This is a genomic window from Streptomyces sp. NPDC017943, from assembly GCF_044328425.1.
GTDB lineage: Bacteria > Actinomycetota > Actinomycetes > Streptomycetales > Streptomycetaceae > Streptomyces > Streptomyces djakartensis_A.
In genome coordinates, this window is the sequence record NZ_JBIRHH010000025.1 from 1 (window position 1) to 17,344 (window position 17,344).

The window sequence follows — 17,344 nt, forward strand, 5'->3', positions numbered from 1 at the left end:
AACCGACAAGCTCGCGATCGCCTACCAGGCCGCACTCCACCTCGCGGGCATCCTCATCTGGACCCGGCGCTGACCAAAGAGACAGAACCTAGTCGCTTGTGGTCCACGCACACGCCAATGTCGGATTCGGAGTGGGACGTGCTTGAGTCGTTGCCGTCGGCGGCGCCCACGGCGGAGGCCCTACTAGCGGGACTTCTGGTGCGTCTGTGTCTGCGGGACCCGGCTGCCGGATGGGCGGTCGGACAGTTCTTCGATGACCCGCTGGGGCGGCTGGAGCGCGGCGTCTCTCGTCATGCGTTTCGTCGGCTGTGGGGAGCGGGAGACCGCTGGGAGTTGGAGTGGTGTTCGTACCCCTTCCCCGGCGACTTGGTCCAGGCGCTCGTGGATCCCTTCGCGGGGATCCCCGGGGCTCACTCGACTTCCGTCCGGAGGGGGTGGGACATCCGACTCGGGGATTCTTTGCTCGCGTTGCGTCCAACTGCCGGATAGCGGCGTGCGTGGTCGGCGGCGTTGCTTGCCAATCATCAGGCGGTGAGTAAGGTAACCGCATGACCGCACCGTACAGTCCCGACGACCGGGAAAAGGTAGTAGCTAAGCTGCCTGCCGCGCTACGGCAGGAACTCAAGGTCCGCGCAGCCGAGTTGGGCGTGGACATCAAGGATGCCGTCACCGAGGGCGTCGAGGCGTGGCGGACGGATGACTCATCCCACGCGCAGGTCGACACCTCAGGCGGCGCCTCGTTCGCCACCTACCTTCCCACCGGGCTGTACGGCCAGTTCAAGAAGGTCTGCAAGGAGCGCGAGACCGCCTTCAATCAAGGCCTTGCTCAGGCAATTCGTCTATGGCTCGACAGTCACCCCTCGCCCCGCCGCATCCCCCGCTCTACCGGCGCCCGCCGTCTCATCTTCGGCAATCAGAAGGGCGGCGTCGGTAAGACCGCCACGTCCGCCGGCGTCGCCGAAGCGCTCGCCGAAGCCGGACAACGCGTCCTGCTCATCGACTTCGATCCCCAGTGCCACCTGACGAAGCAGCTCGGCTACCCGATGCTCGACATCGATGACCCGAGCCTGGCCAAGCACATGCTGGGCGAGGGCAAGGGCAAGCTGCGGGACCTGCTCGTGCCGATAGAGGAAGGAAGCTTCGGCGGCCGCCTGTTCCTGCTGCCTGGCTGCAAGGACGCCTTCCTGCTGGACGCCAAGCTGGCCACCACCCGGCACGTGCGGATCAAGGAGATCGCTCTGGAGAAGGCGCTGGAACCCCTGGAGCACGAGTTCGACTACATCGTCATCGACTGCCCGCCCAGCCTGGGCTACTCCATGGACACCGCCCTGTACTACGGCCGCACCCGCGACGGCGAGGAGCCCGAAGCCTCCGGCGTCGTGATCCCCGTCCTGGCCGAAGACTCATCCGCGGACGCCTACGACATGCTCTTTGATCAGATCGAAGACCTCACGTCCGACCTCGACATCGAGATCAGCAAGCTTGGATTCATCGTCAACATGTACGACAGCCGCAAGGGCTACATCGCGACCTCCTCCCTCGACAGCTGGAAGGCGATCGGAGACCCACCGGTTCTGGGCGTCATCCCCGAACGCAAGGAGCAGCGTGAGGCGGCCCGCCTTAAGCAGCCGCTGCTAACCTCCGCACCCGACTGTGAGCAGTCCGAAGTCATGCGCACGATCGCCCTGGCGGTGAACGGATGAAGGCCGCCGACCGGCTGGGCACCGGGTCCTCCTTCGGGAAGGTGCCGCGGGGCCGCAGCGACCGAGGCCGGGCGAAAGCCATCACCCAGGGCGACATCCCGGCCTACGAACTCGTGCGCCTGCAACTGAACGACGTCTCCCCCACACCGCTCAACCCCCGCCGCAACTTCGGCACTCCGGAAGAGCTGACCCGCTTCGGCGAAGAACTACGTGCTGCACAGCTCGCCGCGTGCGTGGCCGTTTCCCGCGACGTCTACCTGAACTTGTGGCCTGATCACGCAGACCACATCGGCGACGTCAAGCACGTCCTCGTCAACGGAGAGCGCCGCTACCGCGGTGCCTGCCAGGTCGGTCTGGACGCGCTGGACTTCGTGGTGCGCGATGAACTGGCGGCCTCTCGCGAGACGTTCATAAACCATCTCCTCAAGGAAAACCTGGACCGGGCGGACTTCGACATCATCGAGCGGGCCCGCGGTATCAGCGAGCTCGTAGCAGTGTGCGCGGAGGAGTCGGCGCGCGGAGCCCGTGCCCGCGCTGCGGAGCACTTGGGCAAAGACCGGTCTTGGATCACACATCAGCTGTCGCTGCTGGACCTGCCCGAGGCCATTCAGGCGATGCTCAGCTCTGGCGATCTCCCAGAACGGGATGGACGCCTACTGGTCCGGCAGCTCAAGGAGAATCCCGGGCTTACAGAGGCGGACCTTCTGCAGTTCCTCAAGGACCAGAAGGCAGCGCGCTCTGCCGAGAAGGAAGCCGAGCGCGCCTTGCTGGCTGCGGCCCGCAGTCAGACGCAGAACCCTGCCGAGCCCGGGGAAGCGGATGCCGCTGATGATTCCGGTGCCGTACCGGCACAACCGGACAGCAGCGCGTCAACCACAACGGCCTCCTCCGCGGCCAACGGTGTGGGCGACAAGGCGCCCCATCCGGCTGCGCCCCGTACGGATGCCGTCGCCAAGTCTCAGCCGGCCAAGGGCACGGACCAGCAGTCGACTGTCCTGCCAGCGCAGAACGCGGAACGGCCACCCGCCGTCCAGTCCCCGCCAGCCTTGATCGAGATCAGCGATGTCGAGCAGGTCGCTGACGCTCTGGCAGAGCACCTGTCTGCGGAAGACCTGACGGCACTGACCGAACTCTTGCTGGAACGGCTGTCGAGCACCAAGGTTCAGGTCTGAGCCCGGCAAGCCGTACCTGGCTGAGGGGCGGATGTTGTACGCGTACAACATCCGCCCCTCTGCCGCGTCGTCACAAGCCCGGGCCGACAGCGGCGGAAGCACCGCCTTCCTCGTGCGTCTCGTACAGGAAAACGCCCAGGGCGGATGCGCTCCCCACGATGAGGCGGGCGTGCCGCGGAGTGAGTCGCTGCGATGCTTGCGCCTTTGATCGGCCGTGGCCCGTGCCGTAGGCATTCCTCAGCTCAGCTGCTCCCTGCGCGAGCTGCCCGAGGCTCATCATCATGCGCTTGATCGTGTCGCCAGCGGCGGCAGAGTCGATGTGGTCGGGCGTCAGCTGCAGGCACTTGGTGGTCTTGCGGAGCAGGACAAGCAGGTCGTCGTTCTTGTGGTGGGGCTCCTGGCGATCGTCCAGGATCGTCTTGCAGATACGCTCGAGGAACTCCTTCGCTGTCCCGATGGCAAGCTCCGGCTCCAGTTCGACCGCGCCTTCCATGCGCGTCACCTGCTGGGCGATGTACTCCGCATCGAGGCGGGCCGCAGCTCGATGGGCGTAGCCGATGGCGGTCGTGTGCGTTCCGCTCAGGAGCGCGGGAGCGTAGACCGGTCGTCCCGATAGCTGCCTTGACGGCTTCAGTGTCCATCCGTCGGGCTGGAGCAGCCGGTTGAACTCGGCAACCATGTCGGCTGACTCCCCTGGGTCAGCGCACACGACGGGATGAACCATCTGTGCGAGGAAGCCCAGAAGCTTCTCGTCCGGACCGCTGAGAAGCTGTAGGCGAGGATCAGTGAAGATCCAGGCGTCATCCCAGTCGTAGTTGTTGTAGCGGTGCTGGACGATGTCTTCGCGGAACGTGTCGAAGCGCCGGTCCTCCGAGGGAAGTCCCTCCAAGTCGTACAAGCGCGCCAGGAAATCAATCTCGTCCAGGCGACCATGCCAGGTGGGGAGGCTCCTGATGTAGTCGAAGACGTCGCGTCGTGTTACTGGTGTGATCCGCCGCGATGGGTCACCACGCGATTCTTCAAACGGATCTTCATGCACAGGAGTCATCGATCAATGATGGCCCTGCGCGATCGCTTGTCGCCCAGCATTTCGGCAGCTGTTCGCTCGCTGTGGCAGGGCCGGATGTTGTACGCGTACAACGTTGCGGATGCTGCGGTCGGGGGAGCGGATGTTGTACGCGTACAACATCCTTTCTCCGCACTACCGAGGTAGTTACAGTTCTTCTGAGGCATCAACCCTGAGTGCCTCGGAGCTGAGACGGGGCCGTCGAGCTGGCGCCGACCGCACAGGGCCTGGGGGGTGCCTGGGATCGACTGGTACGTCTACCGGTCCGCCCTAGATCTGAGGCAGGCACCGCAAGTCGCAACGCTGCGGTGCCTCAAGTCGGTGCTAGGAGGGCAATACGCGTTGCCCCGGGCAGTTAGCCGCAGATGCGTCCTACTTACAGAAGTGACCTGGATATCACTACTTGCCACACTTGTCGGCGCGGTGATCGCGATGGGATCGGCACTGCTGGTAGAGCGCCGGAAGACACAACGAGAGACGACAGCCGAATGGCACAGAACACGACGGGAGCTGTACACGAGGTTCCTCGCATCCCATGCTCAGGCCGGCAGCGACCTACGCAACAGTTCCTCCCACCGCTCGTACAGGAAGCCGCCCGGCTCCCAGGAGGCGTCCCACGCGGCGCGGAGCCGGGCGAAGCGCTTCTTGCCGGGCTCTTTGTCCCCCAGGTCGAGGACCGGCGGTTCGGGCACCTGGTTGAGCAGGTCGAGGAAGTTCGGGGTGCGCTGACCGTTGATGGGCTGGCCGTTGGTGGGCTTGTCGTCGGACTGCATGGCGGGGCGACTCCCTCGCTCGGGTTGGTGTGATGGGCGGTGGTGCGCAGGCCGGACGGCCTGGCCCGCACCCGACCGCGAGGGGTTCGGGTGCGAGGCAGGTGGTCCGGAGCGGGGTTCAGAGGCCGCGGGCGTCGGCGAGGCCGGCGGCCTGGTCGACCATGCGGATCGGGACGCGGCCTGTGCCGTGCGCGTCGTTGAAGGACGGCACGGAGTCGACGTCGTCGCCGAACTTGCGGCGGATCGCGTCCAGGAGCACGGCGGCCGCGTTGGCTTCCAGGCCGCTGTCGCCGCGGGCCTCGATCCGGATGGCCCCGAGCATGCAGCGGGCGCCGTCCTCGTCGACCAGGGCGTCCTTGCACCAGCCGCCGGTGAGCAGCCGGTGGTGGGCGCGCTGCAGAAGGGCCGCGACCGGTGTCGGGTACAGGTCGGGCAGCGGGGCGGGCCCGGTGTCGACGGGGCCGGTGACGACGTCGGCCAGGTCCACGGGCTCGAGGTCGATGTGCGCCGTGTTGACCTCGTAGGCGACGGCCGCTTCGTCCAGGCGCGCGGTCATCTCCGTGTTGATGAGCGTCAGGCGTTCCTCGAGGGACAGCGCCTTCGGCGGGGCGGGCGCTTGGGTGGTCGGGGCGGTCGGGTCTATGGCGGGGCGGGTCTGAGGCATCGGAGCTCCTGGGGCGTCGAAGGCGCGGGGCGGGGGTGGCGGCCTTCGACGCCGGCGGCCGGGGCGGTGTCAGATGCTGGAGATCCAGCCGGTGACGGTGCTGATCGCGTCGCTGATGAACGGTGCGGCGCCGGTGGAGGCGAGGAAGAAGCCGAACAGGCCGCAGGCCAGGGCCGGTCCGAGGCGTACGTAGCCGCCCCGGATGAGGACGAAGACGACGATGCCGAGCAGGACGACGGCGGAGATCGATACGGCCACGGGCGGTGTGTCCTTCCAGGTGTGAGCAGGGCCCGGCCTGTGCGGCCGGGCCCTGCGGGGGTTTGGGTGCGGGGGTGGGTCAGACGCCGGAGAGGTTCTTGATGGCCTCCAGCGCCTGGCGGGGCGAGGTGACCGCGTCGCGGCGCGCGGCGGACTTCCCGCCGCCACGGCGCTTGCCGCCGCCCTTCTTGGGTGCGCCGTCGTCGCCACCGTCTTCGTCGTCGCCCGGCTCGGGGCCGAACTCGCCGGGCCGGGGCGGCTCGGTCCAGTCGAACCACAGGTCCCGCGCTTCCAGCTCGCGGATCTCGTAGTCGGTCAGGGTGGCGATGGTGTCGGGGAAGTAGCCGTCGATGCCCGCCTTGAAGTCCATGAACAGCGTGCGCAGGACTTCAGGCTGCTTGCCTTCGACGATCCAGCCGGCGCCGCCTGTGTTGGAGTCGGCGGGCGGCTCCGGCTCGCCGCGCATGATCCGCTCGATCCGGCCCTTCTCCTCGGGGGAGAAGGAGCGGGGCAGCGGGTCGGGGATGTGCTCGGGCGCGATGCCGAGGGCCTTGAACATGTCGGTGACCTTCTTCGGCGCGACCTTCAGCACGACGGGGATGCAGTTGTCGCGGAGGTTCTCGCACAGCAGCTGCGTGAAACCGTCCTGGACGTAGATGGACTGGCCGGCCACCTTCAGGCCGACCCCGTACTTGCGGCCCTTGACCGACACCGCTTCCGCGAGGTCCATGATCTCCGCGCCGTAGTCGCCGTTGCGGGCGGCGGAGAGGAACTCGTCGAGGTACGCGGACAGCATCCGGTAGGGGCAGCCCGGCCGGGTCGGGTCCCACTCGTGGACCTGGCCGTCCTCCCACGGCATCTCGCCGCGGATCTCCATGAGCGCGACCATGGCCCGCAGGAGCCGGATCATGTAGAGCGCGCCCACTCCGTAGCGGGCGGTGTGCTTGCCCAGTGCGGCCGTCTTCTCATCCGGTGCCTCCGTGGCCAGCATGACCACGGCCCCCCACAACGCATCGGCTGCGACGTGCAGGCCCATCAGCTGGGTCTTGCCGCCACCGGAGGGGGCGACGAAGATCCCGTGCGCGGCTCCCCGGTCGGTGTAGACGCGGTTGCGGGCGGGCTGGCCGTTGCCGAGGTAGCCGGTCACCCACCGGCCGTCCTTGTCCGGGGTGAGCAGCTCCCTCGTTGCCGGGAAGACCTGAGCGAGCGGCGAGCTGTCCCACAGCGAGACCAGGACCTGGCTGCCGTCGACGGTGACGAACAGCCTGCCTTCGTCGTACTTGGTCTTCAGGGCGGCCGCCAGGGCGTGCTTGTTGACGCGCGGCTCGCCCATCTCGTCGGGGACCTGGGCGATGTAGTGGGTGACCCGACGGGCGTGGTCGCGGACCTCCCTGACGAACTCGGAGCCGGGCACCGGGCCGCCGGCGGCGCCGATCCGGTCGGCCCACCACTCGTGGGCGGTGGGGGCCTTGCGGCGCCGCTCGTTCGCGTCGGGGGTGACGTCGACCTCCTTCCAGGCGGGGCCGCCCTCGCGCCCGTACTGCCGGACGACCTCCTTGATGGTCACGTCGGTGACGTCCACGCCGAACGCGGCAGCGACCGCCTCCTGAGTGAGGCCGGAGATCGGCCGCCCGGCCTCGGAGGCGCGCAGCAGCAGCGACAGGTCGTTGGGCATGCCGCGGTGCGGGGTGGCCTTGACGACGATGGTGCGGCCGGGCATGCCGCGGTTCTCCCACAGCCAGCGAACCTGCCGGGTGAAGGCGTCGGCGCCGTCGTCCGGCTGCGCCGGGGACGACTCGGGGGCGGGCTGGAGCTGCGGGGCAAGGGCCGGGGCGGCGAGCGCGGGCCGGTGACCGCGGCGGGTGTGCCGGGAGAACGGCAGCACGAACAGGCCGGCCGCCGCCCACCCTGCGGCGAGCAGGACGTCCAGGCACCACGGACCCACGCCGGGCGTGTTCTTGGCGGCGACGTCGACAGCGGCCGCGAGCACGAGCGGGGACCAGCGCAAGATCTTGCGGCCCGCGCCGGGCTCGTCACTCTTGGCGGCCAGCACCCAGCCGCCGATGCCGGCGGCGCCCGCCAGCTGCACGACCGTGTTGACGGGACTGTCGGGGGCGATGTTCGGGGCCGCGGCGAGGACCGGGGCGGCCAGGGTGTAGAGGGTGCGCTCCAGGGCGACGCTGCGCGGCACAGACACGGGGTGTTCCCTTCGGGAGATGGCGATGGGCGGCCCGCCGTCGGTGGCGGGCCGCCCATCAGGGACTTCGGCGGGGTCGGGGGTCAGTGGGCGAAGAAGCCCGGCTTGGGGGTGCGTTCCCTTCGGCCGGAGCGGATGGTGTCCAGGCCCTCGTACAGCCGCGCGTGCGTACGCCGCGCGTCCGTGGCCAGGCCGGACACCTCCTGGGCCGTCTCGTGGAGCTTCTGGACCTCCACAGCGGCGCCACCGAGGGCGACGGCCACCTGGTTGGTCATCTCGATGAACTTGCGGTCCAGTTCGGCGTTGGCGATGTCGACGGCCAGGCCCTCCGCGCGCTGCGCGTTCATGCGCATCCCGCGCAGCAGCTGCTCCAGCTCGTTGCCCGCCAGCTCCATGGCCGTGCCCAGCGTCTTGAGCTTCTGCTGAACGGCCTTGTACCGGTTGTCGCCGTCGGTCGTGGCGGCAGCGCCGCCGCCGGTGGTGGGCGCGAGGTCGCTCACGGCGAACCTCCTTCCTAGTCGTGGTGAGCGGCGGCGGAGGCGTGGGCCAGGCCCGCGTCGTCCATGGCCTGGATGTCCTCGCCGTAGACACGGCCGACCGACATGGCGGCGATCCGGGCGGCCTCGGAGGCGATCTCGCACTCGGTGGCGCACCGTTCGGCGAGCTGCTTCATGCGCTCCGCGGCGTCGGCCAGGTCCGTGATCTGGTCGACGACCTCGCTGGCGATGTTGTGGTCGCCGACCAGGTCGGCCGCCATATCCCGCAGGGCGTCGGCGACCTTGCCCAGCGCGACGGCCAAGTCCTGGGCGCGCTCCTTGTCGAGCGCGGCGGCGATCGCGATGTTCACGATCTCCATCAGGTACTCGCCGAAGGTGATGTCGGTGCGGTGCTTGGCCGCCATGCCGGCCTGGCCCGACGTGGGCGTGCTGACCTCCGATGCCACGGAGTCCTCCTGTGCGGTGGGTCGGGTGGTGCCGGGACGCTGGGTGTGGGGCTCCGGAGCCCGGGGGAGACTCGCCGGCCTGGAGACGGTGGCCCCGAAGGGATCGGCCGCGTCTTCGACGACGACCGCGTCCTGGATGTCCTCCTCAGCCTCTTCGGGCTTCGGGGACCGGGTCGTCGGGCCGCCAGGGCGCTCCACCGTGACGTCGCCAAGGTCCTCGGGCCGAAGCCTCGAGGGCTCCTCCGGCTCGGGCGGGGTGGTGTCCTCACCTGCCTTGGTGAAGAAGTCCTTGACCTTCTCCTTGAAGGAGCGCCTGTCGTCGCTGTCACTCGCGTCCGGCGGGTCCTTGACGTCGTCGGGCTTAGGGCCGTCATCGGTCCCGGTGCCGTCCTTGGTGTCCTTGCCGTCGGAGCCGTCAGACGGCTTCTCGCCGGTCTTCTTGCCGTCGTCCGGCTCCTTGGTCGCGGAGTCGTCCTTCGGGTCGTCAGACGACGACTCAGGGCCGTCCTTGGGCATCTTCTTGGTGGCGGCCTCGGAGTCCTTGTCGCTGGTGGAGTCCTTGGCCTTGCCGTCGTCTTTCCCGGCCCTGTCCTTCTCCGCCGCCCGGCGTTTGTCCCAGCGGCGCTGGGCTTCCTCCGCCACGGCCTCACCGAGGGTGGTGCGGTCGTCGGCGGCCTTGGCGGCCTCCCGCTTCGCCTTCCTCGCGGCCTTCCGCTCGGCTTTCGCTCTGCGGCGTTCCTCCCGCTCTGCCTGCCGGTTGGCGCGGTCCTGGTCGCGGTCCTTGCTGCGGTCGGCGAGGTTGGCGGCCTGGGTGGCGCTGCGCCGCTGCTGCCGGGCGGCTTGGCGGGCTGCGGCGCGCTCCTGGCGGCCGCGGGCGCGTTCGGCCCGGGGGCTCGAGGCCGGCGAGTCCTTCGACTGGCCGCCGTCGCCCTTCGAGCCGCCCTTGCCGGAACCCGAGCTGCCCGAGCCGTTCTTGCCCGAGCCGCCCGAACTGCCCTTGCCCGTACCGGGCCTACCAGAGCCTCCAGAGCCGTTCTGGCGGCCTTTCGGGCCCCCGGACGACTCATTGCCCTTCGAGGCACCCCCACGGCCGCCAGAGGAGCGATCAGAGCCCTTCCCGGCGCCCTTGGGGGAGTTGCCGCTCCCAGAGCCGCGACCGGTGCCGCCGGACCCGTTCGTTCCCGAGCCCCGCCCGCCGCCGGAACCCCGGCCTGAGCCGCCGGAGCTGCCGCCGCCTCCGCGTGAGCCGCCCCCGCCGCCGGCCTTCGAGCGGCCGCCCTTGTCGGCGCCCAGGCCGGAGCTGGAGGACCGCGCCGCGTCGGCCTTGCCGCGCGCCGCCGCCTTGTCGGCCTTCGCCTTCATCTGCGCGGTGTGGAGTTTGGCGTTCTGCTCCATCATCGCGGTTTCCTGGGCGGTGCGGGCTTCCAGAAGCGCGGCCTTGCGCGCTATTTCCGCCTCACGGAACGGCGCTTCGGAGGCGTGCCGTTCCCGCACCATCTCGATCCGCAGTTCCAGCCAGTCACCGAGCCGATCGGCGAGAGAGCGAGGCTGGACGTATTCGCCTTCCTCATATTCTCCGTCGCCGGAATCCGGCGCGGCAGGCATTCCCGTTTCCCGCAAAGCGCTTTCCGGGGAAATAGGCCCGCGAATAGGCGGAAGTTCCATTGTTGTCTCCGCCGGGGACTCCGGGGGAACGACGCTGCCTGAGCCGCTGCCAGGCGATTCGGAATAAAAGAGATCCCCACCATCGGGAGCGTCCGGCATTCCTCCGGAATCACTGCCCCGGGTGGGGAGGCTGATCACGTTGCTGTCGGTGTCGTCGGACACGCGACCCCTCCTCCTGGGCTTGACAGTCGGCACCGGCCTCGCGTAAGCGCGTGCGCGCCACGCGCGGCACGCGTCACGCGCGGCACGCGTTGGGATCGCCGAAGGGCCGCCCCCGAGGATCGAGAGCGGCCCTTCGTGCGGGACGCGGGGAGCTAGCGGCTGTGACGGCTGTAGACGTTGTGCAGGGCGAGCGTCACCTCACGGATGAACTCCGTGTTCCCTGCCCGATAAGCCTGTGTGCCTCGGATATTCACAATCCGAAGCCAGGCGTAGAAGGTGCCGAGTTCTTCGCCGTGCTGAGCGATCAGTTCTTGCTTGATTTTCCGCTCGTGTTCCGCACGGTTGAAATCTTTCCGCTCTGCTCTCGTGAGCGGGCGACCGGCACTCACGCCGACTCCCTGCGGTCCAGGTTGTAAATTGACGTGGGGCCACCATAGCCCATATCCGGGCTCTGCGCACCCTGCTGCCCGGAGTTTTCCGGGGCGGCCTGGAGCGGCGGGTTGTTCTTACGCGCCTTGAGCTGCTCCTTTTCCTTTCGGCTGCTCCTGACCTCCTTCACCTTTTCGTCGTGGGCGTGGCGCTTATGGGCGCTCTTTTCCAGCCCTGAAGTCGCCTTCTTGAGGTGCTTGATGACGTCGTTCAGGGACTTTTCCACCGGGAAAGAGCGCAGCTGCGCCTGCTTCCACTTGTCGCCCTCCACGCGGGTTCCGCGGCAGTGCACGCGGGTCTCGTGCTGGAGGACTTCCAGCTTGGCCTGCATGTCCAGCACGACCCGGTGGAAGTCCGCGAGGTAGTGCGCGTAGGCGGCGGGGTTTTGCGCGATCTCGCGCAGCGCCGCGTTCGGGTCGTCGAAGAAGGGCTGACCGTTGTTTTCGGTGCTCACGGGTCCTCCGTGGGGGTCGGATCTGCTGTACTCGGGGGGCTGTTGACTGCTTCCGGCAGTCGCAGCGGAGGGCCAGCCCAATTGCCGTGGGCTGGCCCTCACTGGTGTGTGCCGGACGGTGGATCAGCCGAGGTACTTGTCTGCGTCCTCGGGGCGGAGCAGGCCGGCCTCCTTCAGTAGCCGGATCGCGCGGGGCTGGTTGACGCTGAGCTTGGTACGGGCCTGGTAGAGGGTGACGAAGCCGTCCTTGTCGCGCGGGAGTTGCTGTACAAGCGGCAGGAGTTCTTCGTCCGTCCGTACAGGCGTACCGGGACGGTCCGTATCCGCTGCACCGCTGGTTCCGGTTGCGGGCGAGGACGTGGCGGCCGTACCTGTACGCGCCGCCGGGACGCCGTCACTGCCGGGCCCCGTACGGGCGCTCACCACACCGGTACGTCCCTGTACGGCCGCACGGGCTGTACCGGTCCGTCCCGTAGCCGGTGTACCTGTACGCGCCGCCCTGTCGGGGGTGATGTGTACACCGCCTGTACGGTCGCTGTACGGCCTGGTCACCGCCCCTTCGGCCCCCTCGTCGTGCGGCGGATGCGAGGCAGGGTGTACAGGGTGCGTACCGTCGTGCCCGAGGCCCGCACGGTCCGGTCGTACCGGGCCGTGAGCGATGTACACATCGTGGTCGGTGCCCCCTGTACGGCTGGACGATGCGGTGTCCGTACCGCCTGTACGGGCGGGCGTACTTGTACGGGCTGACGTTCCGTTTCCGGTGTCCATACCGGTACGCCCCTCCGTCCCGGTCGCCGTGTCCGTACCGCCGTGTCCGTCCGTACCGGCGTCGTCGTGCATGAGTGCGTGGACGCGCCAGATGACGGCCACGAAGATCAGCACGACGAACGTCGTCAGTTGCCAGGGAGCCGACTGGCCTTCCTTGACGAGGTGGGCCTGTTCGGCCAGGTGGTAGGTGACGTTCGCCGATGCCATCAGTGCGAGCGCCGCCGGGATGTCCCGCTTGGCGCGGAACGCGGTGACGCAGTAGACGTCGATGGACACCGGCAGCAGGGGGGCGACGTATTCGTTGATGCCGACCATGCGGGCCAGCTCGTACTCGCCGGAGGCGGCGAGGCCGACGCCGGCGGCGAGCGCGATCCAGGGGGCCGTCTTCCACGCCTTGCGGCTGAGGTTCTGGTGCCAGCCGCGGAAGCGGGAGTTGGCTCGCTTGGCCTCGCGGGCCTCCTCGAGGAGCCGGCGGGCGCGGGCCTCGTCGGCCTGGGCGCGCTCGGTGATGCCCTTGGCCTTGCGCTGCGCTTCCTCGGTGATGCGGTCGGCCTCCTTCTGCGCGGCCTGTCGCAGCTGCTGCGTGACGGTCTTGGCTTCCTCCCGCAGCCGCTCACGCTGCTTGTCGCACGCCTGCTTGAGCCCGGCGAGTTCGTCGGCGAGGGCCTTGCGCTTGGCGGCGGCCTCCGCGTCGAACTGGTCGGTGAGCTTGCGCAGCTGCTCACGCAGCTCGGTGCGGGCGGTCTCCGCCTCCGTGTGCGCGGCGGCCACGTGGGCGTCGGCCTCGCGGCGCCGCTCGTCGGCGGCCTTGACCGCGTCCGCGTACAACGCTTCCGCCTCGCCCCGTCGGGTGTCGTACTGCTCAGCCGCCGTCGCCGCGAGCTTGGCGAACCGCTCGCGAGCCTGCTCGACCTCCCGCTGCGCCGCGGCCACCAGCTCGTCGGCCTGCTCCTGGGCACGGGCGAGGATCTGGCCGGCCTCGGTGCGACGCTGGTCGACCAGCGCCGCGATCTCGCTGAGGTCGGCCTCCGCCAGGCGCCGCAGCTCGGCAACCGCCATGGCCGTGGCCGCACGGTCGGCCGCGGCCAGCTCGGTCAGGTCGGTGACCTGCGCGCGGGCCTCCTTCACCAAAGTTTCGGCGCGGTCGCGGGCCTGAGTCAGAAGCTGGTCGGCCTCGCCGCGCGCCGCCTCCAGGTCGTCCCTGGCCGCCGCGCGCTGGGCAGCAGCCTCCCGGTCGGCATCAACGGTGATGCCCGCAGCGCGGGTCTGCGCCTCGCTGAGCAGCACGGTGGCCTGCTCATGGGTGGCGGCGACAGTGCGCGCCGCCTGGTCTTCGGCTTCCGCCTGGAGGGCGGCAGCCTGCTCGCGCGCGGTGTCGATGATGTCAGCGGCCCGGTCCCGGGCGTCCGCAACACCTACCAGCGACTCCAGCGACTCCCGGTCCGACTCCGGCTGCGCCTGCCTCGGTGCGGCCGAGGCCGGGATCGTGTCGGAGCTGGTGGCTGTGGACTGCGGAGCCGGACGCGACGTGGCCGCCTTCTTGCGGGCGGTGGGCCTCTTGCTGCGGGTTCGAGTGGCGGCCACGCCGCCTCCTTCCAGGTCGGGCGCCGCCCCGTATCGGAGCGGCGCTTCATGGGTAGTTGGTCAGTCGCGCTGGGCGGGCAGCGCCGACTGCTGGCCGGGCCCGTAGGTGCGGGCGTAAGCGGCACCGGCGATCAGCAGGGTGCGGACCTGGTCGACAGTGCGGCCCGGGACGGTGTCCCACAGGCGCGGCGCGGCCGCACTGGCGCCGGTGTGCGCGCAGATGATCAGCTCCAGGACGTTGACGGACACACCGTTCACGTCCAGGGGGCCGGCCAGCACCTCACCCAGGCCGAACGCGCCCGGCTCCCAGCCCTCCCCGCGCCAGCAGGCCCAGGGCGTTGTCCAGGTGGGCGGCGGCCTGACTGCCGGTGACAGGCTCACCACTGGTGCCGAACCACATGCGCGGGCCCGTATACCAGGTGGCCTCCAGCTCTGCCGCCCGGCGCAGCAGGGCCTCGTTGTCTGCCTCCAGCGCGGTGGTGGAGGCGGTGATCGACGCGGTCATGAGATGTCCCCTTCTCGTCAGTGGTCCGGGCTGTCCGGCTCCCCTTGGACCGCGCCCGGCCCCGGCCGCGAGGTGTGCGGCCAGGGACGGGCGGGTCAGGCAGCAGGCAGAACCGGAAGGCAAGGCGGCGATGCGGCTACTTCTCGGGCAGCTCGGGCGGCTGGTTGCCGCTCGTGTGCTGCTCGGGCAGGACGGCCGTCTGGTGTTCGGTGAGGGCGTGCTGCTGGGTGAGCCAGGCCGCCGCGCCGGCGGTCAGGGCGCCGGGTTCACCGTTCAGGGGGGCGGTGTCGATCTCGCGCATTGCGTCGATCGGGGGCAGCAGCCGCAGGTAGTCGCCCTGGACGTCGCGGATCAGGCCGCCCGTCACCGGCAGCAGGTTGTAGCGGTAGCCGTCGCTGAAACGCCCCACCCAGACGACACGGCAGACACTCGTGTGGCCTGCCTCGCCCGCCCAGAACTTGGCAGGGTCCCGGTACAGCACGTAGTCGTCGACCTTGAACACGGTGGCCTGGGCGGTGGCCGGGGTGGTGGAAGGCATGAGATCCCTCTTTCGGTCAGTGAGTGGTCCGGGCTGTCCGGCTCCCCTGGGACCGCGCCCGGCCCCGGCCGCGAGGTGTGCGGTCGGGGCCGGGCGGGTCAGGCAGCAGGCAGAACGGGGAAAGGGGGGTCAGCGGACCCAGCGGCCGTCCTTGATGACCTGCCGGCCGTCCTTGAGGGTCAGGTTGTTGATGAAGGCCGGCGGGGTGGTTCCGTCCGCGGCGCGGCGGGTGTACTCGGTCGCCCACACTTCCTCGCCGTCCCGGACGCCCATCAGCTCCACCTCGGTCTTGTAGGCGGGCTCCAGTGCTGCGGCGGCCTCCTCGGCGCGGGACTCGGTGGGCAGCACGATGGAGCCGCAGTTGTCGTTGAACCCGATCAGGAACATGTCGTGCAGCGCGAAGCCCCGCACGTCGAGGATGCTCATCACGGGCTCGAGGGCGCCGAAGGTGTGCACGTTGTTCGGGTGGGTCTTGACCCAGCGGCCGCCACCGAACTTGCTCATGTCGAAGACCATCACGAACTCCTGTCGTCGTGGAGGGTGGTCCAGGCTGTCCGGCTCCCCGTCACCGCCCGACCCGGCCGCCACGGTGATGCGGTGGTCGGTGCGGGCGGATCAGGCAACCGTCAGGCCACGACCGTGAGATGGCGGTGCGGGGCGATGACCCGGCCATCGGGCAGGAGCTCGCCGGTGTCCTCGAAGAGCAGGACGCCGTTGCACAGCAGGCTCCACCCCTGCTCGGGGTGGCCGGCCACGACAATGGCGGCCTCATGGTCGGGGCTGTCGGCAGTGGGGCAGGCCGGTGTGTGCGTACACAGCGAGGCGGGCAGCCGAGCGGCGCCGGTAATGGTCGCGGTGTCGGAGCGGGTGATACTGCGCATGTATGGCTCCTACGGGGGTGCGGGGCCTGGGACTCTCCCGGGCAGAAGGCGTGCGAAAGGGCCGGCTGCCCATCAGGCGGGCGGCCGGTCAGCGGCAGTGCTGCGGGGCGGGCCGGAAGGTGTGCGCCCGTCCCGTCCGGTGGTCAGGCGGCGGCGCGCTTGCGGGCGGCGCGGCGCTTGAGGCGGCGCCGCTCGTCCTCGCTCATCGCGCCCCACACGCCGTGCGGCTCGCCCTGCTCCAGCGCCCACTGGGCGCAGGTCTGCAGGACAGGGCAGCGACGGCACACCGCTTTCGCCTCGGCGATCTGCAGGAGCGCGGGGCCGGTGGTGCCGATGGGGAAGAACAGCTCGGGATCTTCCTTCGTGCAGGCTCCCTGAGTGCGCCAGTCGGTGTTGACCGACAGGTCGGCGGAAGGGGCGTAGACGATGCGTACGAGGGAGTTGCGGTTCATCAGGGCCTCCCGGAAGGTCTGTGGAAGGACAGCCCCAAGAGAGTGCGAATCCCCTGGGGCTGTCCGTGGGTCTGCAGGTGCTCAGCGGCGGCGCTTGCGCTGCAGGTAGGCGTCCTGCAGCCGCACGAACGACTCCCAGAGCCGGCCGCCATCGCGACAGCGGGCCTGGTCGGTGCAGGTCGTGCAGCCCTGGGCGTGCGTCTGGTGGGCGCGGTGTGCGGCCTGGTAGCGCTGGAACAGCTCGTCAGGCACGGGATGCTGCTCTCTTGTCGCGGTGCGGGCGGGGCGGGTGGAGATCAGCGACGCGGTGGCCGGCATCCCACGCGGCCGCGGCCGCCATCGCGGCGGCCGCGAGCAGCAAACGAGCCAGAGGGTGATGAGAACCGACCGCGGCCGCGGCCCGGGCCGCGCGCTGCTGCGCTGCCCGGGCCGCCTGTATCGGGTGACGCGTCACCTGGGCCGGTCCTCCGAGCGCTTGTTCGTCTCGGCGACCTTCCGGCTCAGCTCTTTGCGCTCCTCTTCACTCAGGGAGGTGATCACGCGTGCGCCTCCGTCCGTGCCGTGCGGGCCGCCAGGGCGGGTGCCGCGCCGGGCGGGCAGTCGCTGCCCGAGCACGACCAGCGCCCGCACAGCGGGCACGCGTCGTCGGCCATCACCGGCCGGTGCAGGGTCAGCACCGGCTGACGCTCAAAGCCGGGCGCCATCTCCTGCAGCGTGCGCCGCGCCCGCCGCCCCTCAGGGACCCGGGCGTCAGCCTCGCGCGCCATACGGTGCACGAGCTCACCGAGCTGGCGCAGCGCGAGGGCCGAGCAGGGGCCGGAGTGCCAGGTGCCGCACCGCTCGCACGCGTACTCGGGGTTGGCCGCAGTCCCTGTTGCACCGGCCGCGGAACGTGTCATGATCGCTGTGGTCAAGGGAATCTCCACTTCGTTTCCGTTGGCCGGACAGCCCCGGGAGTCGATCGCCAAATCGCCGGGGCTGTCACTGTCTGGCCGGCCTGACGGCCGGCCCCCGCCCCACCCCCCCCCCCCCCCCCCCCCCGGGGGAACGGGGGGGGCCCTGGCCGGGCGGTCAAGCACCCGCCGCCAAACCCCGCGCCGCCGAAGACGACGTGATTGGCCGGCGGGACA

The 17,344-nt window shown here is 69.8% G+C and carries 20 protein-coding genes; 2 read left to right on the forward strand and 18 right to left on the reverse strand.

The window, feature by feature from the left end; translation table 11 throughout:
- Window positions 1–548: 548 nt before the first annotated feature.
- Window positions 549–1,703 carry a ParA family protein gene (locus ACH4C6_RS34570; protein ID WP_398112617.1) on the forward strand — a complete coding sequence of 385 codons (1,155 nt, stop codon included), beginning with the start codon at window positions 549–551 and terminating at the stop codon, window positions 1,701–1,703.
- Complete coding sequence (locus tag ACH4C6_RS34575; RefSeq protein WP_398112618.1) at window positions 1,700–2,875, forward strand: plasmid partitioning protein; 1,176 nt, start codon at window positions 1,700–1,702, stop codon at window positions 2,873–2,875. Before ACH4C6_RS34570 ends, ACH4C6_RS34575 begins: the two co-directional genes overlap by 4 nt.
- A gap of 70 nt (window positions 2,876–2,945) precedes the next feature.
- Here the strand turns inward: ACH4C6_RS34575 and ACH4C6_RS34580 are convergent, their stop codons facing one another.
- The 18 genes from ACH4C6_RS34580 to ACH4C6_RS34665 all read right to left on the reverse strand — a co-directional run bounded on the left by ACH4C6_RS34580 (window position 2,946) and on the right by ACH4C6_RS34665 (window position 17,113).
- On the reverse strand, window positions 2,946–3,923 hold the full coding sequence (locus ACH4C6_RS34580; RefSeq protein ID WP_398112619.1) for an abortive infection family protein: 978 nt from the start codon (window positions 3,921–3,923) through the stop codon (window positions 2,946–2,948).
- A gap of 557 nt (window positions 3,924–4,480) precedes the next feature.
- Complete coding sequence (locus ACH4C6_RS34585) at window positions 4,481–4,714, reverse strand: hypothetical protein (protein WP_398112620.1); 234 nt, start codon at window positions 4,712–4,714, stop codon at window positions 4,481–4,483.
- Between the two features lie 118 nt (window positions 4,715–4,832).
- Window positions 4,833–5,378, reverse strand: coding sequence for a hypothetical protein (locus ACH4C6_RS34590; RefSeq protein ID WP_398112621.1), 546 nt, complete (start codon window positions 5,376–5,378; stop codon window positions 4,833–4,835).
- Between the two features lie 69 nt (window positions 5,379–5,447).
- Entirely contained in the window at window positions 5,448–5,636 is a 189-nt protein-coding gene (locus ACH4C6_RS34595; RefSeq protein ID WP_189293002.1) for a hypothetical protein, read from the reverse strand.
- A gap of 79 nt (window positions 5,637–5,715) precedes the next feature.
- Window positions 5,716–7,833 (reverse strand): chromosome segregation protein ParM, encoded by a 2,118-nt coding sequence (locus tag ACH4C6_RS34600; RefSeq protein ID WP_398112622.1) that lies wholly within the window; start codon window positions 7,831–7,833, stop codon window positions 5,716–5,718.
- Between the two features lie 83 nt (window positions 7,834–7,916).
- Window positions 7,917–8,333, reverse strand: a complete 417-nt coding sequence (locus ACH4C6_RS34605) for a conjugal transfer protein TraB (protein ID WP_398112623.1) — start codon at window positions 8,331–8,333, stop codon at window positions 7,917–7,919.
- A gap of 14 nt (window positions 8,334–8,347) precedes the next feature.
- The gene (locus ACH4C6_RS34610) at window positions 8,348–10,381 is read right to left on the reverse strand and encodes an ATP/GTP-binding protein (RefSeq protein WP_398112624.1); all 2,034 of its coding nucleotides are present in this window, start codon (window positions 10,379–10,381) and stop codon (window positions 8,348–8,350) included.
- A gap of 374 nt (window positions 10,382–10,755) precedes the next feature.
- Window positions 10,756–10,992 carry a hypothetical protein gene (locus tag ACH4C6_RS34615; RefSeq protein WP_398112625.1) on the reverse strand — a complete coding sequence of 79 codons (237 nt, stop codon included), beginning with the start codon at window positions 10,990–10,992 and terminating at the stop codon, window positions 10,756–10,758.
- Window positions 10,989–11,486 carry a hypothetical protein gene (locus ACH4C6_RS34620; protein WP_398112626.1) on the reverse strand — a complete coding sequence of 166 codons (498 nt, stop codon included), beginning with the start codon at window positions 11,484–11,486 and terminating at the stop codon, window positions 10,989–10,991. The genes ACH4C6_RS34615 and ACH4C6_RS34620 overlap by 4 nt, the downstream gene beginning before the upstream one ends.
- 123 nt (window positions 11,487–11,609) lie before the next feature.
- Window positions 11,610–13,838: a hypothetical protein gene (locus tag ACH4C6_RS34625; RefSeq protein ID WP_398112627.1), complete on the reverse strand. Its 2,229-nt coding sequence runs from the start codon at window positions 13,836–13,838 to the stop codon at window positions 11,610–11,612.
- Window positions 13,839–13,898: 60 nt separating this feature from the next.
- Window positions 13,899–14,117: a hypothetical protein gene (locus ACH4C6_RS34630; RefSeq protein WP_398112628.1), complete on the reverse strand. Its 219-nt coding sequence runs from the start codon at window positions 14,115–14,117 to the stop codon at window positions 13,899–13,901.
- 1 nt (window position 14,118) lies between these two features.
- A complete protein-coding gene (locus ACH4C6_RS34635) occupies window positions 14,119–14,343 on the reverse strand; it encodes a hypothetical protein (RefSeq protein ID WP_398112629.1) in 225 nt (74 codons plus the stop codon).
- A gap of 136 nt (window positions 14,344–14,479) precedes the next feature.
- Window positions 14,480–14,881, reverse strand: coding sequence for a hypothetical protein (locus ACH4C6_RS34640; protein ID WP_398112630.1), 402 nt, complete (start codon window positions 14,879–14,881; stop codon window positions 14,480–14,482).
- 129 nt (window positions 14,882–15,010) lie between these two features.
- Window positions 15,011–15,385: a hypothetical protein gene (locus tag ACH4C6_RS34645; protein WP_398112631.1), complete on the reverse strand. Its 375-nt coding sequence runs from the start codon at window positions 15,383–15,385 to the stop codon at window positions 15,011–15,013.
- 122 nt (window positions 15,386–15,507) lie between these two features.
- On the reverse strand, window positions 15,508–15,699 hold the full coding sequence (locus tag ACH4C6_RS34650; protein ID WP_398112635.1) for a DUF5999 family protein: 192 nt from the start codon (window positions 15,697–15,699) through the stop codon (window positions 15,508–15,510).
- Between the two features lie 206 nt (window positions 15,700–15,905).
- The gene (locus tag ACH4C6_RS34655) at window positions 15,906–16,214 is read right to left on the reverse strand and encodes a WhiB family transcriptional regulator (RefSeq protein WP_398112632.1); all 309 of its coding nucleotides are present in this window, start codon (window positions 16,212–16,214) and stop codon (window positions 15,906–15,908) included.
- 81 nt (window positions 16,215–16,295) lie between these two features.
- The gene (locus ACH4C6_RS34660; RefSeq protein ID WP_398112633.1) at window positions 16,296–16,466 is read right to left on the reverse strand and encodes a hypothetical protein; all 171 of its coding nucleotides are present in this window, start codon (window positions 16,464–16,466) and stop codon (window positions 16,296–16,298) included.
- Window positions 16,467–16,750: 284 nt separating this feature from the next.
- Window positions 16,751–17,113 (reverse strand): hypothetical protein, encoded by a 363-nt coding sequence (locus ACH4C6_RS34665; RefSeq protein ID WP_398112634.1) that lies wholly within the window; start codon window positions 17,111–17,113, stop codon window positions 16,751–16,753.
- Window positions 17,114–17,344: the final 231 nt, after the last annotated feature.

What these genes read in the sequence shown, in the direction of transcription:
- ACH4C6_RS34570 (WP_398112617.1), top strand. Translation starts at nt 549, where the DNA reads ATGACCGCACCGTACAGTCCCGACGACCGGGAAAAGGTAGTAGCTAAG.
- ACH4C6_RS34575 (WP_398112618.1), top strand. Translation starts at nt 1,700, where the DNA reads ATGAAGGCCGCCGACCGGCTGGGCACCGGGTCCTCCTTCGGGAAGGTG.
- ACH4C6_RS34580 (WP_398112619.1), bottom strand. Translation starts at nt 3,923, where the DNA reads ATGACTCCTGTGCATGAAGATCCGTTTGAAGAATCGCGTGGTGACCCA.
- ACH4C6_RS34585 (WP_398112620.1), bottom strand. Translation starts at nt 4,714, where the DNA reads ATGCAGTCCGACGACAAGCCCACCAACGGCCAGCCCATCAACGGTCAG.
- ACH4C6_RS34590 (WP_398112621.1), bottom strand. Translation starts at nt 5,378, where the DNA reads ATGCCTCAGACCCGCCCCGCCATAGACCCGACCGCCCCGACCACCCAA.
- ACH4C6_RS34610 (WP_398112624.1), bottom strand. Translation starts at nt 10,381, where the DNA reads ATGCCTGCCGCGCCGGATTCCGGCGACGGAGAATATGAGGAAGGCGAA.
- ACH4C6_RS34635 (WP_398112629.1), bottom strand. Translation starts at nt 14,343, where the DNA reads ATGACCGCGTCGATCACCGCCTCCACCACCGCGCTGGAGGCAGACAAC.
- ACH4C6_RS34640 (WP_398112630.1), bottom strand. Translation starts at nt 14,881, where the DNA reads ATGCCTTCCACCACCCCGGCCACCGCCCAGGCCACCGTGTTCAAGGTC.
- ACH4C6_RS34645 (WP_398112631.1), bottom strand. Translation starts at nt 15,385, where the DNA reads ATGAGCAAGTTCGGTGGCGGCCGCTGGGTCAAGACCCACCCGAACAAC.
- ACH4C6_RS34655 (WP_398112632.1), bottom strand. Translation starts at nt 16,214, where the DNA reads ATGAACCGCAACTCCCTCGTACGCATCGTCTACGCCCCTTCCGCCGAC.
- ACH4C6_RS34665 (WP_398112634.1), bottom strand. Translation starts at nt 17,113, where the DNA reads ATGACACGTTCCGCGGCCGGTGCAACAGGGACTGCGGCCAACCCCGAG.